This is a genomic window from Thalassolituus sp. UBA675 (assembly GCF_002297765.1).
GTDB lineage: Bacteria > Pseudomonadota > Gammaproteobacteria > Pseudomonadales > Oceanobacteraceae > Thalassolituus.
This window is the reverse complement of record NZ_DBNJ01000024.1, coordinates 14,136-28,662: the sequence shown is the minus strand read 5'-3', so window position 1 is coordinate 28,662 and position 14,527 is coordinate 14,136. Positions and strand designations below refer to the sequence as shown.

At 51.9% G+C, this 14,527-nt stretch carries 12 protein-coding genes; 11 read left to right on the top strand and 1 reads right to left on the bottom strand.

Features of this window, described 5'->3' with window-relative positions:
* Positions 1–73 precede the first annotated feature (73 nt).
* Entirely contained in the window at positions 74–976 is a 903-nt protein-coding gene (locus B3007_RS09725; protein ID WP_301378128.1) for a pyridoxal-phosphate dependent enzyme, read from the top strand.
* A 15-nt stretch (positions 977–991) separates the two neighbouring features.
* On the opposite strand, the gene B3007_RS09720 is transcribed toward B3007_RS09725, so the two are convergent.
* Positions 992–1,834: a DUF1853 family protein gene (locus B3007_RS09720; protein WP_301378127.1), complete on the bottom strand. Its 843-nt coding sequence runs from the start codon at positions 1,832–1,834 to the stop codon at positions 992–994.
* Positions 1,835–1,931: 97 nt separating this feature from the next.
* Here B3007_RS09720 and B3007_RS09715 point away from each other — a divergent pair, with 97 nt between their 5' ends.
* The 10 genes from B3007_RS09715 (at position 1,932) to B3007_RS09670 (ending at position 14,521) form a co-directional block, all read left to right on the top strand.
* Positions 1,932–2,816 (top strand): NAD(+) kinase, encoded by an 885-nt coding sequence (locus B3007_RS09715; RefSeq protein ID WP_068442071.1) that lies wholly within the window; start codon positions 1,932–1,934, stop codon positions 2,814–2,816.
* Positions 2,817–2,818: 2 nt separating this feature from the next.
* Positions 2,819–3,775: a metallophosphoesterase gene (locus tag B3007_RS09710; protein WP_297530528.1), complete on the top strand. Its 957-nt coding sequence runs from the start codon at positions 2,819–2,821 to the stop codon at positions 3,773–3,775.
* Complete coding sequence (locus B3007_RS09705) at positions 3,775–4,611, top strand: rhomboid family intramembrane serine protease (protein WP_301378126.1); 837 nt, start codon at positions 3,775–3,777, stop codon at positions 4,609–4,611. Before B3007_RS09710 ends, B3007_RS09705 begins: the two co-directional genes overlap by 1 nt.
* The gene (locus B3007_RS09700; protein ID WP_068442083.1) at positions 4,601–4,846 is read left to right on the top strand and encodes a YeaC family protein; all 246 of its coding nucleotides are present in this window, start codon (positions 4,601–4,603) and stop codon (positions 4,844–4,846) included. Before B3007_RS09705 ends, B3007_RS09700 begins: the two co-directional genes overlap by 11 nt.
* Positions 4,843–5,685 carry a DUF2797 domain-containing protein gene (locus B3007_RS09695; RefSeq protein WP_297530533.1) on the top strand — a complete coding sequence of 281 codons (843 nt, stop codon included), beginning with the start codon at positions 4,843–4,845 and terminating at the stop codon, positions 5,683–5,685. Before B3007_RS09700 ends, B3007_RS09695 begins: the two co-directional genes overlap by 4 nt.
* A 1-nt stretch (position 5,686) precedes the next feature.
* Positions 5,687–8,302 (top strand): aminopeptidase N, encoded by a 2,616-nt coding sequence (gene pepN / locus B3007_RS09690; RefSeq protein ID WP_301378125.1) that lies wholly within the window; start codon positions 5,687–5,689, stop codon positions 8,300–8,302.
* 14 nt (positions 8,303–8,316) lie between these two features.
* On the top strand, positions 8,317–9,726 hold the full coding sequence (locus B3007_RS09685; RefSeq protein WP_301378124.1) for a DUF1329 domain-containing protein: 1,410 nt from the start codon (positions 8,317–8,319) through the stop codon (positions 9,724–9,726).
* A gap of 297 nt (positions 9,727–10,023) precedes the next feature.
* Positions 10,024–11,100, top strand: a complete 1,077-nt coding sequence (locus tag B3007_RS09680; RefSeq protein ID WP_068442090.1) for a YCF48-related protein — start codon at positions 10,024–10,026, stop codon at positions 11,098–11,100.
* Positions 11,101–11,212: 112 nt separating this feature from the next.
* Positions 11,213–13,576, top strand: coding sequence for an efflux RND transporter permease subunit (locus B3007_RS09675; protein WP_414716222.1), 2,364 nt, complete (start codon positions 11,213–11,215; stop codon positions 13,574–13,576).
* Positions 13,577–13,663: 87 nt separating this feature from the next.
* The gene (locus B3007_RS09670; protein WP_301378122.1) at positions 13,664–14,521 is read left to right on the top strand and encodes a hypothetical protein; all 858 of its coding nucleotides are present in this window, start codon (positions 13,664–13,666) and stop codon (positions 14,519–14,521) included.
* Positions 14,522–14,527: the final 6 nt, after the last annotated feature.

The following is a 14,527-nucleotide window of genomic DNA, read 5'->3' as shown; positions in this document are numbered from 1 at the left end:
AGCATGACAGCGAGGATTACATCTGGCATCTTAGTTACTTCTACTCTCTACAAAATTTATCTGCTCTTCCGCTGTGTCTGATTTCACTCATTTGCTCGAACGCTTGCTGCCTACTACCGACCTGAGTATGGGTTCTGGACTGATTGCACGTCATAACGTTCGAGGTCTTGATTTTGAATGCCTGCACCTTGAGCAGATTGATCCTCTGATGTCCGGTAATAAAGTCTTTAAACTGCTCGGACACCTCCAGGCGTGGGAAGAATCGGGAAGGTCATCCCTGATCAGCTTTGGCGGCCGCTGGTCTAATCATCTGCATGCGCTGGCATTTGCTGCTCAACGGCTCAACATCCCAGTGGAAGCCTGGGTGTTGGGCTACCCCGAGCAGCCTCTGACGCCCACCTTGCAGGACTGCATCGATGCTGGCATGAGAATACGCTTCTGCGGCCGTGATCAATACGCTATGCGTTACGACGAAGTGTGGAGGACTCAACTGGCGGTTGAGTCAGATGCCTGGGTGATTCCCGAGGGGGGCGACGGTCCAGGAGGCAGGGAGGGATTCGGCCTGCTTGCGTCGCTGTTCGAGCCCTACGACGAAGTCTGGGTTGCTGCGGGCACCGGGACGACGGCGCAGGGAATTGCTGAGCAGTTAAGAGCAGATCAGACCTTAGTAATCGTCAATGCTGTTCAGGATCAGGGAGCGCTTGAGGCACAGTTAAAAGCGAGCTCCTATTCCCCTGAAATACGTTTTGCGCACCAGCCAGAAAACCTGCGATTCGGTAAATTATCTCTGGCGCTCAGGGAACTGATTGCCGATGCAGACCGGGCGGGCCTGATGCTTGACCCTGTCTATACCGTACGTTTGCTCGCGGCCTGGCTCATGGCACAGGATACTGAGCCAAGACGCAGCCTGCTGGTTCATAGTGGCGGACTGCAAGGTCGCCGCGGTGTATCGGGTCTTAGGTACTCAACGTTATAGATGTATCGTTTGGGGTTAACTGTGCCAGTCAGGCGCGACCATCATCCAGCGTTCAGTTTCTCCCCAACCGTTCTGGAGCTTCTCCATCCGGGCAATCGCAAGAGGGATGCTCAGATATTGATAAGCACGGGTGAGGTATTTCAGAAGCTCATCCCGCGTGATCGCAAACGAAGAGAACACCGGGCTTAGCCAATCCTGTTTTGATAAAACGTACCAGTGTCCTTCGGGTAAGTAGTGAGCCTGCTCAATCGGGCACCAGTAGCCCGACCAGTGGTCTGGGCTGATCTCGACAGGCAAAGGTGCTGCCGATACATCATGCGCTGGCGCAAACAGGCAGCCACGCATAATGGCGAAAGATTGCACGGGGGCAGGGGCAAGCTGCTTGATTTCACTCAGAGCGACCGGGTTCTGAGCCAGTGGCAGCTGATGCTCGAAGGTGTGCTGTATTTTACGGCTGAGAAGATCCCGGCGATTCGGGCCGACCCAGTCATCCTCAACGCCAAGGTAGAATTTGAGCGCAAGCTCAATGTGCAGGGTGCTTTGTCCGCGCGGAATCAGCAGATCCAGTTCGCCGAGGGTTCTTCCTTCATCGGTAATCTGCTGGTTGGCGATGAACGGAATATCTGAGCTGCTTAATGCGGATTGCCACAGTTGCTCGAAACGGAAACCAAGGCGTGGGCTCTGAAAATCGGGTGACAGAGTGGTCCCTTTCAAACGGCTTTCGCTCAGCTCTGGCAATATTTCTGTTAGCGGCGGTGTTACGCTGCTGCTCAGGAGAGACGGGCCAAAGATGCTCCAGAGCAGATCGCGCTTGTTCTTATCCTGAATATCGAAGAATGCTTCCGGGGTGGTCGCCATGGGGTCAAGCCTGGTGTTCTGCGGTATAGTATATAAAAAGATGCTGCAGCAGGATGGTGACTGCAGCCCGTGATTTGTTGAGGTTACCAGTTTTCTGATGGAAGAGTTCCGCAATATCGGTCTGATCGGCCGACTGAACAGTAATAAAGTGATAGATACTATCCGTCGTTTGTCGCGTTATCTGCTCGATGAGGGGTATCACACCATTCTGGACGACCGTATCGCGGAGGTGATGCCGGGTCACGGAATGCAGGTCAGCAATGTGAATATGCTGGGCGAGATCTGCGATCTTGTGATCGTAGTGGGCGGTGACGGCAGCCTTCTTGGTGCTGCGCGGGCTCTGGCTAAGTTCAACACACCGGTACTGGGCATTAACCGTGGTCGTCTTGGGTTCCTGACCGACATCAGCCCGGATGAAGAGATGTGCGAAGCAGTTCAGGCGGTACTCGACGGCGACTATATAGAAGAAAGACGTTTCCTGCTGGATGCGGAAATCAAACGGGATGGTAACCCGATTGGCTCAGCCACCGGCTTGAACGACGTGGTTCTGCACCCGGGTAAGTCAGCCCGGATGATCGCCTTTGACCTCTATATCGAAGGTCAGTTTGTTTATCACCTGCGTTCTGATGGTCTGATTGTTTCAACACCGACTGGATCTACCGCCTATGCTTTGTCTGGGGGTGGCCCGATTATGCATCCGCGTCTGGATGCACTGGTTCTGGTGCCAATGTTTCCGCATACGCTGTCGAGTCGACCGATTGTGGTTGACGGCAAGGCAGAAGTGAAAATAGTTGTGGATGCGAGCCAGGGGCTGTATCCGACGATCAGTTGTGACGGCCAGACACACATTCCTTGTGCACCGGGTGACAGCATCACTATCCGTAAAAAAGCGCACAAGCTGAAACTGATCCATCCGAAAGGTCATAACTTTTACGAGATCTGTCGTACTAAGTTGGGCTGGAGCAGTAACCTCGGAGACTGAATATGCATCAGGGATATGACCTGATAGGCGACATTCACGGCTGTGGCCTGACGCTGATCGACCTGCTCGAACAGATGGGTTACAGCAAGCGCAATGGGGTGTATCAGCATCCGAAGCGCAAAGTCGTTTTCCTCGGGGACATCGTTGACCGTGGGCCGAATATCCGGCTTGCCTGTCATATCGTGCGAGACATGGTGGAAGCCGGGCACGCCGATATCGTTATGGGTAATCACGAGTACAACGTCGTCACTTATCTGAGTGAGGCGCCGGCGGGCATGCGCCAGCCGTTTCTGCGTCCGCACACGCCGCGCAACAATTTTATTGTTGAACAGACATTAGAGCAGTTTGCGAATTACCCGCAGGAATTCAATGAAATGCTCGATTGGTTCCTGACTATTCCCTTGTTCCGTGAGTACGAACACTTCCGGGTGGTCCATGCTTGCTGGGATCATCAGATGATCGACGAGTATCTGCGCCGTTATGGCTCGAATCACATAACGAAAGACATGCTACCTGAGTCTGTGCAGACGGATTCATTTCTGTACCAGTTTCTGGATCGGATGTTACGCGGAACCTCGCTGAAATTGCCTGATGGTCGTTCAATGACGGCAAAAGACGGCATGGTCAGACAGTTCTTCAGAACCAAGTTCTGGGCGGGAGACCCGCAGCGCTATAACGATGTGATTTTTCAGCCTGACCCTCTGCCTGAAGATCTGCAGCATGCGCTACTCAGTGAAGACGAGAAAGAGCAGTTACTGTTTTACGGGCCTGATGAAAAACCTCTGTTTATCGGACATTACTGGATGTCAGGCTTGCCCGAGCCCATCGTACCCAACATCGCCTGTCTTGATTACAGTGCAGTGAAGTACGGTCGCCTGGTCGCGTATCGGATGGATACCGAACGTCATCTGCAGAAGGGCAAATTTGCCTGGGTCCGCGTTGAAAAGAAAGAGCGCTGATGCAACCGCTGGCCGTATTAAGTGCTCCACTGGAGACTGACCTGTCGCCTCTGACACGGCATTTGTGGTCAGAGAAAATAGTGCATCGCGTTGTCGAGGAAGGTAATCAGCAGGTGTTATTGATTGCCGACCCCGACGATATCGAGCGTATCAAAGAGCTGCTGGACGACTGGAGAGAAGGCTCATTAGCGGAGCCAGTGGCTGTCGGGAGTTCTGGCCCTTCGATCATCCAACGGCTGACCGCAGTGCCGTTAACGGTTGCTCTCATAGTGCTGGTGGCTTGCGTGTTTGGCTGGCAGCATGTTTCGAATGACTGGCACGCATGGCTGGAGAATAGCCAGTCTCTCTGGCCCGACGCCCGAAATCAGCTTTCTACCTATCTGAATATGTCGTTCTGGGAAATGTGGCGGCCAACGCTGCTGCACTTTAGTGTGATGCATCTGCTGTTCAATACCTTGTGGATCTGGGTACTGGCCGGAGCCATGGAACGTCAGGGCGAGCGTTTCGGAATTCTGGCATTGCTTGTACTGTGCGGCATTAGCGGAAACCTGTTGCAATGGTGGCTGGCTGGTCCAGCGTTCGGTGGTATCTCGGGCGTTGTCTATGGTTTAGCGGCCTGGACCGGGCTTCGTCAGTACCGTTACAGAATTAATTATGGCGTTCCTCCGGCCTTGTTGGGGGTAATGATTTTCTTTATGGTGATTATGCTGTTCGGCGACACCGTGGTGCCGGGCCTGTCGGGGTCTGCTCATGGCGGGCATCTGGGCGGTTTATTGTGTGGCTTCCTGCTGGCCGTGATCTGGCCAAATCCTAATCGGAGAAATAATGAATCTTGAAGATCTGATCCGTTCGCTTACACCCGAAGTGTACGAAAACCTGAAAAATGCTGTTGCAACCGGGCGTTGGCCAAATGGCCGCAAGCTTGAGGATGGGCAGCGGGAATTATGCATGGAAGCCATCATCTATTACGAAAACACCCACGATGTGCCTGCCGATCAACGAGTAGGATATCTCGATCAGGGGTGCAAATCTGGTAAAGACGACGACACTCAACCGCTGAATATCCAATGAGCAAGTCAGAATTTTCCGGCCATCTGGATAAGATGCGCATTCGCCCAGCGGCAACGGTGGCATACTCGCTGGTGCTCAACAATGAAGAGTACCCGATCAACGATTTTCTCGGAAAAAGCCTGTCCCTCTCGTGGGAGGGCGACATCCATTGTCGTGCCTGTAACCGGCCAACCAATAAAAGTTTCAGCCAGGGATATTGTTACCCCTGCTTTACCAAACTGCCGGAATGCGATTCCTGCATCATGAGCCCTGAAAAGTGCCACTTTCACCTTGGTACCTGCCGGGATGCAGCGTGGGGTGAGCGCGTTTGTTTTAACGATCATATCGTTTACCTGGCCAATTCGTCGGGCATCAAGGTCGGCATTACGCGGATGAAGAACATGCCTTCCCGCTGGCTGGATCAGGGCGCTGCGCAAGCCTTACCAATTGCGAGAGTCGCAACACGACGACTGGCAGGGTTGGTCGAAGATATTATCCGCCGCGATATCGCCGATAAAACGAACTGGCGGGCAATGCTGAAAGGCGATTCGCCAGAACTGGACCTGGTCGCAGAAAGAGACCGCCTCAAAGAACATTTTGCTGAAGAACTCAATCAGCTTGAGCTGGAGCAGGGTCCTGGCTCAATTACATGGTTGACGAACGAGAGCGTCCGGCACTTTAATTACCCAGTAATTGAATACCCGACCAAAGTAAGTAGTCATAATTTCGATAAAACCGCAGAAGTATCGGGGCGCCTGATGGGCATGAAGGGGCAGTACCTGATTCTCGATACTGGAGTCATCAATGTGCGGAAATTTACCTCATACAACGTCAGAGTGACAGTGAACAGGGAGTCTTAACATGCGTGACGCTCAACCGAAGGCGATTCAGTTAGCGGACTACCAAGCACCCGCCTATCAAGTGACGGATACCCATCTTAAATTTGAGTTAAACGATGGCTATACACAGGTGCATTCCGTTCTGACACTCAAGCAGGCCGGGGACGGTAATGAACTCGTACTTAACGGGCAGGACCTTGAACTTCTTAGTATCCGTCTTGACGGAAACGAACTGACGAACGATGACTATGTGGTGGGTGAGGAAACACTGACTCTCAGTAGCTTAGGCGCTTCACATACTTTGGAAATATCTACTCAGATATATCCAGAAAAAAATACAGCATTGGAAGGGCTGTATCGTTCAGGCGGTATGTATTGCACACAGTGCGAGGCCGAAGGCTTCCGTCGTATCACTTACTACCCGGACCGCCCGGATGTTATGTCAGTGTTTACAACTGAAATAATCGCCGATGCTGAACAGTTCCCAGTGTTGCTGTCGAACGGCAACCCGGTGAGTGAAAAAACTGAAGATGGCAAAAAGCACGTCGTCTGGCACGATCCGCATAAAAAGCCGGCCTACCTGTTTGCGCTGGTGGCAGGGGATCTTCAGGTTCGTGATGATCACTTCACTACCTGCTCAGGTCGTGAAGTGCTGCTGCGGATTTTTGTTGAACCTCAGAACGTTGATAAAACAGAATACGCACTGGACGCTCTGAAGCGCTCTATGCGATGGGACGAAGAAGTCTATGGCCGCGAATACGATCTGGATATTTTCATGATCGTCGCCGTTGATGACTTCAACATGGGGGCCATGGAAAACAAAGGTCTGAATATTTTTAACTCGTCCTGTGTTCTCGCTAACCCAGCTACCGCGACCGATGCCGCGTATCAACGTATCGAAGCCATTGTGGCTCACGAATATTTTCACAACTGGTCGGGCAACCGCGTTACCTGTCGCGACTGGTTTCAGTTAAGCCTCAAAGAAGGTTTTACTGTGTTCCGGGATGCCTGTTTCTCCGCGGATATGAATTCACCCACTGTGAAACGAATTGAAGACGCCAGTATGCTGCGCACTGTTCAGTTCGCGGAAGACGGTGGGCCGATGGCGCATCCGGTGCAACCAGACTCCTACATCGAGATTTCCAACTTCTACACAGTGACCATCTATGAGAAAGGCGCTGAAATTGTTCGTATGTTGCACAAAATTCTGGGCGCCGAAGGATTCCGTAAAGGTTCTGATCTGTATTTCGAGCGCCACGATGGTCAGGCTGTCACCATCAACGATTTTGTTCAGGCAATGGAAGACGCCAATGGCGTTGATCTCAGCCAGTTCCGCCTCTGGTACAAACAGTCGGGTACGCCGGTGGTTGAAGTACTTACCCAATACGATCATGCGGCAGAACGCCTGACTATTAATCTGCGCCAGAGTATCCCTGACACACCAGGGCAAACGAATAAGAAGCCGCTGTGGATTCCTGTTCAGTTGGGCTTTATTGCTCAAAGCGGCGAAGATATGGAAATTCGCCCGGACAAAGCCGATTCGTGGACCGAAGAAAGCCAGGTTCTGCATTTCCGCGAGGCCGAGCAGACCTTCAGTTTCGGTGGCGTGATCGAAGAGCCTGTTGTGTCACTGTTCCGCGATTTCTCCGCGCCGGTGCGTATTAATTATCAGCACAGCCAGTCTGCGTTGCGCTTCATGTTGCAGCACGACAGTGATGGTTTTAACCGCTGGGATGCCGGACAGCAACTGATGCTGCACTGGATTGCGCTGGCGGAGAAAGGGCGTTTTAAGCTCGTTAAAGAAGACATTGACGCACTGCACAGTGTAATCAGTGACGAGAGTCTGGACCCGGCGATGGTTGCTTACCTGATGGCATTGCCATCCGAGGCGTACATCGCAGAAACGCGGAAGTCTTATGATCCTGTCGCTATTCACAATGGTCGTGAGCAGGTTCTGTCTGAGGTGGCTGAAGCGTTAAACGAAGACTTTAAGGCTTGCTACGAACGCTTGAATGTCCCTGCCGAATACCAGCCTGCACCGGCTGATATGGCGCGTCGCTCGCTGAAAAATCTTGCGCTTTCGTACTGGGCGCGCGCATCTTCGGATGGTATCGAAGCGGCTAAGGCGCAGTTTAACAGTGCAGACAACATGACCGATCAGATGGCGGCACTGCGTGTTCTCGTGACATGCGGTGATGAAGCTGAAGCGCAGGAAGCACTGAATGCGTTTTACGAGCAGTGGAAACACGATTCACTGGTTGTAAATCAGTGGCTGACAGTCCAGTGTGGCTCTTCACGATTGGGCTCGCCGGAGCATATTGAAAAAATGCTGGAGCACGAAGCATTCGACTGGCGCAACCCCAACAAGGTGCGCTCAGTCATTGGTGCGTTTGCGAATCAGGCACTGTGTCATTTTCATAGTGAAAATGGCCGTGGTTACCGTCTGCTGGCAGATGCAGTTATCCGTTTGAACGCAAGCAACCCTCAGATAGCTTCACGACTCCTGACGCCACTGACCCGCTGGAAGCGTTTAGTGCCAAGTCAGTCACACTTGATGAAAGCTGAGTTGCAACGAATCATGGATGGCGGCAGTCTCTCGAAAGACGTGTATGAAGTTGTTAGCAAGAGTTTGGTTTAAGGAAAACTGATCTGATGGATCTTTCAGGTATCATCCGTGTAAAACGCGGTTTCTCATTGCTTGCCACGCTATGCGTGGCGGGTGGTATGTTTGTGTCGCAGGCCTATGCCTCTGTCTCAGTTTCTGAAGCCGAACGGCTTAAGTCTGTCCTCACTCCCATGGGTGGGCAGCGCGAGGGCAACGGCCGTGATATTCCCCCATGGCGGGGTGGACTGACTCTGCCGCCGGTTGAATATAAAGAGCCAGGGCAACATCACCCTGATCCATTTCCGGACGACCAGCCTCTGTTTACTGTGACTGCTCAGAACATGAATCAGTACAGCAATAATCTGACAGAAGGGCAGAAAGAGATGTTCAGGACATACCCTGACACCTTCAAAATGCCTGTGTACCAGACTCGTCGTACAGCTGCAGCACCTGAGTGGGTATATGAAAACACCTACAAAAATGCGTTACGTGCCGAATTAGCAGACGGTGGTAACTCGCTTCTTTATTCGTACGCGGGTATTCCGTTCCCCATCCTGAGTGATAATAAAAATCAGGCGGGTGTTCAGGCGGTCTGGAATCACATTACTCGCTGGCGTGGCACCTACCTGCAGCTGCAGGCTTCAGAGGTTGCAGTTCATCAGGACGGCAAGTTCACACCGACTACGGTAGAGCAACAGGTTGAATTCAACTACTACCGTCAGGATAAAACGATTGAAGAGCTGGATAACTTACTGTTCTATTATCTGTCTGTGACCAAAGCACCAGCGCGTCTCGCTGGTGGTGCGGTACTGGTCCATGAACCTCTTAACCAGGCAAACGATGCCCGGCAGGCTTGGGGTTACAACGCTGGTCAGCGTCGTGTACGTCGTGCCCCTAACCTTGCGTACGACACGCCTATTGCCGCTGCCGATGGCTTACGCTATGCCGACGACACGGACATTTATAACGGTTCGCCGGACCGCTATAACTGGAAACTTATCGATAAACGCGAAATTTACATTCCATACAATAACTATCGTCTCACCTCGAATGAGGCAAGTTACAACGATATTCTGCGCCCAGGGCATCTCAACCCAGAATACACCCGCTATGAAAAACATCGTGTCTGGGTCGTTGAAGGTACGCTTAAAGATGGTATGAGGCATGTTTACAGCAAAAGAGTGTTCTATATTGATGAAGATACCTGGAGCATTGCGGTAGCAGATCAGTACGATATGAATGGCCAGTTGTGGCGTGTGAGCATGGCCTATATTAAGACGTATTATGAGCTACCGGTGACCTGGACGGGCATGGATGTGTTCCATGATCTTCGCGACCGCCGCTACCATGTACAGGGCTTGATGAACGAAGAGCCCGAAGAAATTGACTACAGTAACCCACCTCCGGGTGACCGTTACTTCACACCGGCTGAATTGCGTCGACGCGGACGCCGATAACACCTCCCCGGTAATTTTCACTGTCAAGGGGGCGTAGCAGTAAGGTGCGGGAAGCGCCAGTTTGGTTACATAACGTAACAAGAGCGTGTTAGTCAGTGGTAGGGCTGTCCGCTAGACTAGCGCCGCTTTAATAATGCTAATAATACGGGGTTTTATATGTTTTCTGATTTGGTCAGGCCATGGGCAGGCAACCAAAAGAGCGGGCTAAGCCTCCTCTCGGGTCTGTTCATTAGCGGGGCTCTGGCTACATCAACCGGAGCATTCGCAGAGTGGCAGGATCCTCTCCAGACACCTGCAATGTCGTCCGACAAGGCGCATGAATCATTGTTACTTGATGTTACAGATCGTGGTCAAGCGCTTGTCAGTGTTGGTGCCTACGGCCACGCTATCGTTTCAACAGACAACGGCTTCACCTGGAGTCAGGGTAGCGTTCCTGTAACCACAACCTTAACTTCCGTTGATTTTGCTGATGAACAGAATGGCTGGGCTGTCGGCCATGACGGCGTGATTCTCAACACGATGGACGGTGGATCAAACTGGACGAAACAGTTTGACGGCTTCAAAGCCAATGAAGCGATGCTGAGGTCGGCACGGAATAACCTGACAAATGCGGAAGAGCGCTTAGAAGCAATTCAGGAAACGGGCTCCGATATGGATGTAGAGCAGGCCATGACTGCTCTGGAGAATGCAGAATTTGCATTTCAGGATGCTGAGTACGATCTCGAAACTGGCTCGACCAAACCCTTCCTTGATGTGTATTTCTGGTCAGCGAGAGAAGGTATTGCAGTCGGTGCGTACGGGATGGCCTTCCAGACGATGGACGGTGGCAATGAGTGGTTTGAAATCAGTTCAAGACTGCCAAACCCGAATCGCTTGCACCTCAACGCAATTACCCGCGTCGGCGAACGCTCACTGACAATTGTCGGTGAAATGGGGCTTATGCTTCGATCAGACGACATGGGTGAAACCTGGGTTGGTCAGTCAGCACCTTACGACGGCTCTCTTTTTGGATTGCTCGATGAAGGGGATACCCAGATTCTTTTCGCTCTGCGCGGACACACCTACCGCTCCGATGATGACGGCATTACCTGGCAAGTGCTCGATACCGGTTCTGAGCAAACTCTGCTGGGAGGTTTCAGTTCAGATCGAGGTGCGATGCTAGTCGGAAACGGCGGTAGCGTGGTGACGCTGAACGCTCAGCTATCAGGAGCAGAATCGACAATCATCGCTGGCCGCAAAGGCGCAGCATCAGTTATTCGCAGTGAAGCCGGGCATTTCGTTATTGCCGGCGACGCTGGCATTCAATTGGTAAGCAGAGAGGGCAAATTGTTGCAACGTCAGGCAGAAATGAGCGGGGAGAAAGGCAATGAGTGAACAGAAGCACCATTACTCCTCTGAGCCAGAGCACTACATTCTGTCTTCAGAATCGGAGCCGTTTCTTGAACGCCTGATCTTTAACAATCGCTCGCTGGTCATCGTCGTACTGATGGCCCTGACTGCGTTATTTGGCTATGGCCTGAGTAAGGTTACGCTGGATGCCAGTATCGAAAAGTATATCCCTCTGAACCACGAGTACATCCAGAACTACCTTGTTCATAAAGATGAGATGAAAAGTGGTGTAGCCAACGTAAAAATTGCTGTCGAAACAACTGACGGTGACATTTTTACCCAGGACTACATGGATACTCTGAGTAAAATCAGTGACGAAATCTTTTTCGTTAAGGGTGTCGACCGCTCCGGAATGGAGTCTCTCTGGACACCGAACGTCCGTTGGATGGAAGTGACCGAGGAAGGTTTTCAGGGCGGCCCGGTTATTCCGAGCACCTATGATGGTTCTCCTGACAGCCTCGAACAGGTTCGTCAGAATGTCTTGAAGTCGGGTCAGGTTGGTCGTCTGGTGGCGAACAACTTCGAGTCTTCGATCATTAATGTTCCACTGGTTGAGTACAACCCGGACACGGGTGAAAAACTAAGCTACGCAACGTTCAGCGCGGACCTTGAAGAGAAAATCCGCAATAAATACGGCAGTGATCAGTACCGTATTTATATCACCGGTACGCCTAAAAAACTGGGTGACCTGCTCGAGGGGGCACAGTCGATCGCGCTCTTCTTCCTTGCCGCTATGGTGATGACTGCGATTCTTCTTTATCTCTATTCCCGCTGTATCCGCGGCACCATCGTTCCTATTGTGGCATCTCTGATTGCAGTGGTCTGGCAGCTAGGTTCACTGGCGCTGATGGGATTCACCATCGACCTGTATTCTGTTCTGGTGCCTTTCCTCGTATTCGCGATTGGTATCAGTCACGGTGTTCAGATCATCAACGGCATTGCGATTGAATCCGGTAAAGGGGCATCGCCTGCTCAGGCGGCTCGTCACGCATTCCGTGGTTTGTATGTCCCAGGCATGCTGGCACTACTCAGCGACGCGATTGGCTTCCTGACGCTGCTCTTTATTGATATCGGCGTAATTCAGGAACTGGCAATCGCAGCGAGTGTGGGTGTCGCAATGATCATCGTGACCAACCTGGTACTGTTGCCAGTGATCATGTCGTACATCGGTATCAGCCAGCCGGGTATCGACCATGCGTATAAAGCATCTCAGAGCAAGGCGCCGCTATGGCGTGGCCTCTCTGCCTTTGCCAGCCGTAAGGTTGCACCATTCCCAATTGCTATCGCTATCGCAATGGGGATCGGTGGTTACTATTACAGTCAGGATCTGAAAATTGGTGACCTTGATAAAGGTGCGCCAGAACTTCGCGCTGACAGCCGTTACAACAAAGACAACGCCTTTATGGTCGGGAATTACTCCACCAGTTCAGACGTATTTGTTGTTATGGTCGAGACGGCTCCTGAGCGTTGTAATGCTTATAAAGTCATGGACGCTATGGATCGCTTTATGTGGTACATGGAGAACGTTCCGGGCGTTCAGTCTGCGACCTCTCTGGTCACTGTGTCCAAGCTGGTAACCAAATCGATGAATGAAGGTAACCTGAACTGGTCAGCGTTGTCGCGCAACCAGACAGTTCTGAATACCTCCATTCAGCGCGCACCGGGCGCACTGCTGAATTCAGACTGCTCCATGGCGCCTGTGATCATTTACCTGAATGATCACAAAGCTGAGACGCTTGAGACTGTGGTCGCCGCTGTCGAAAACTTTAAAGACAGCTACGACGATGACGTCGATATGAAGTTCTACGGCTATCGTTACAACGAGCTCGGGCTGGCGATCGAAGAGGGTGAAATTGATTCGGTGCCTGTGCGCTTCCAGTTAGCTTCTGGTAACGCGGGTATTGAAGCGGCGACGAATCAGGTGATTGCTGATGCGCAGGGCACTATGTTGATCTTCGTCTACGTGGTTGTTTTTGTACTCTGCTTTATCACCTTCCGTAGCTTGCGAGCTGTGGCTTGTATCCTGATCCCTTTGGCGTTGACCTCTATTCTGAGTCAGGCGCTTATGACGTACCTGGATATCGGTGTGAAGGTGGCAACGCTGCCAGTGATCGCGCTGGGTGTCGGTATCGGTGTCGACTACGGTATTTATATCTACAACCGCCTCGAAGTTATGATTCTGGCTGGTAAGTCGATGCAGGAAGCCTTCTTTGAAACCCTGCGCTCTACGGGTAAGGCCGTTAGTTTTACCGGTGTGACTCTGGCCATTGGTGTTGCCACCTGGATGCTCTCGCCGATTAAGTTCCAGGCCGATATGGGTATTCTGCTGACCTTTATGTTCCTCTGGAACATGCTTGGTGCTTTGATACTGCTGCCTGCTCTGGCGAGCTTCCTGCTCAAACCAGAGAGCATGCTGGCACGTCACAAGAAAAAGCACGGTGATGTGCCGCCTGCGGGATAATACCGCCGAAAGCAGGTAAACTAATGCCCCTGACAGAGCCTCTGTTCAGGGGCATTTTTTTAGCACTCGTTTGTCGTTGGAGTAAGAATGAAAAGTCCGCTTGGCCTGGAAGCCAGAATCCCGGTATTTGAGCTGTTCAAAGACGCCTTGTTTTTGCTATGGGCAAAGCGCGGTCGCTTATTGAGTATGTTCCTCCCCATTATTCTTGTACTGGTGGTTCTCGATAGATATAGCGCGGCTATTACTGAACCGATTATGGCTGCGATGGGACAGGAAGGCGGAAATATGGAGATGGGCTTTCCTTTGGAATTCTGGATAGTCACGGGCATATCCGGGCTATTGAGTGTCCTTCTTGCAACCACTGTACACCGCTTCACTTTGCAGGATGCGTCTCACTGGCCAAGCAATGCACTGCGAGTTCCTAATCGCTCAGACTGGCGTTACTTACTCCGCTCATTACAGCTGGTTTTTGTCTCTGCAGGGGCTGGCCTTGGCGTGACGGTTGTCGCGATGGTAATTCTGGGAGTCGTGACCGGCGCCAGTGATCCTGCGGCGATGCAGCAAGTGGTTGGTCTGGCATTTATTCCGGCCTTCATGTTGATGCTTTACATCCTCGCACGTTTGTCGATTACCTTGCCTGAAATTGCTATCGGCACAGAGGGCTCTGATCTAGGGCGGGCCTGGCGGATGAGCAAAGGAAATGGCACTCGCCTGGTTATCGTAGCGCTGGCTCTGCCTTTGTTGGTTAACCTTCCATTTCTACTGTTAGTGTCGCTGGAGAATGTGGTGACGGATATCGTGGCTGCCTTTGGCATATACAGTATGACACTGATATCAATCACCGTACTCTCGCTCAGCTACCAATTCCTGCTTGAGTTTTACGAGCCGGATGAAGGTGAAGAGGTCACTCCTGAGAAGGATGACGATGATGGAATGGACGCCTGATCAAAC

What these genes read in the sequence shown, in the direction of transcription:
- B3007_RS09680 (WP_068442090.1), top strand. Translation starts at nt 10,024, where the DNA reads ATGTCGTCCGACAAGGCGCATGAATCATTGTTACTTGATGTTACAGAT.
- B3007_RS09715 (WP_068442071.1), top strand. Translation starts at nt 1,932, where the DNA reads ATGGAAGAGTTCCGCAATATCGGTCTGATCGGCCGACTGAACAGTAAT.
- B3007_RS09685 (WP_301378124.1), top strand. Translation starts at nt 8,317, where the DNA reads ATGGATCTTTCAGGTATCATCCGTGTAAAACGCGGTTTCTCATTGCTT.
- pepN (WP_301378125.1), top strand. Translation starts at nt 5,687, where the DNA reads ATGCGTGACGCTCAACCGAAGGCGATTCAGTTAGCGGACTACCAAGCA.
- B3007_RS09710 (WP_297530528.1), top strand. Translation starts at nt 2,819, where the DNA reads ATGCATCAGGGATATGACCTGATAGGCGACATTCACGGCTGTGGCCTG.
- B3007_RS09720 (WP_301378127.1), bottom strand. Translation starts at nt 1,834, where the DNA reads ATGGCGACCACCCCGGAAGCATTCTTCGATATTCAGGATAAGAACAAG.
- B3007_RS09670 (WP_301378122.1), top strand. Translation starts at nt 13,664, where the DNA reads ATGAAAAGTCCGCTTGGCCTGGAAGCCAGAATCCCGGTATTTGAGCTG.
- B3007_RS09695 (WP_297530533.1), top strand. Translation starts at nt 4,843, where the DNA reads ATGAGCAAGTCAGAATTTTCCGGCCATCTGGATAAGATGCGCATTCGC.
- B3007_RS09700 (WP_068442083.1), top strand. Translation starts at nt 4,601, where the DNA reads ATGAATCTTGAAGATCTGATCCGTTCGCTTACACCCGAAGTGTACGAA.
- B3007_RS09675 (WP_414716222.1), top strand. Translation starts at nt 11,213, where the DNA reads ATGGCCCTGACTGCGTTATTTGGCTATGGCCTGAGTAAGGTTACGCTG.
- B3007_RS09705 (WP_301378126.1), top strand. Translation starts at nt 3,775, where the DNA reads ATGCAACCGCTGGCCGTATTAAGTGCTCCACTGGAGACTGACCTGTCG.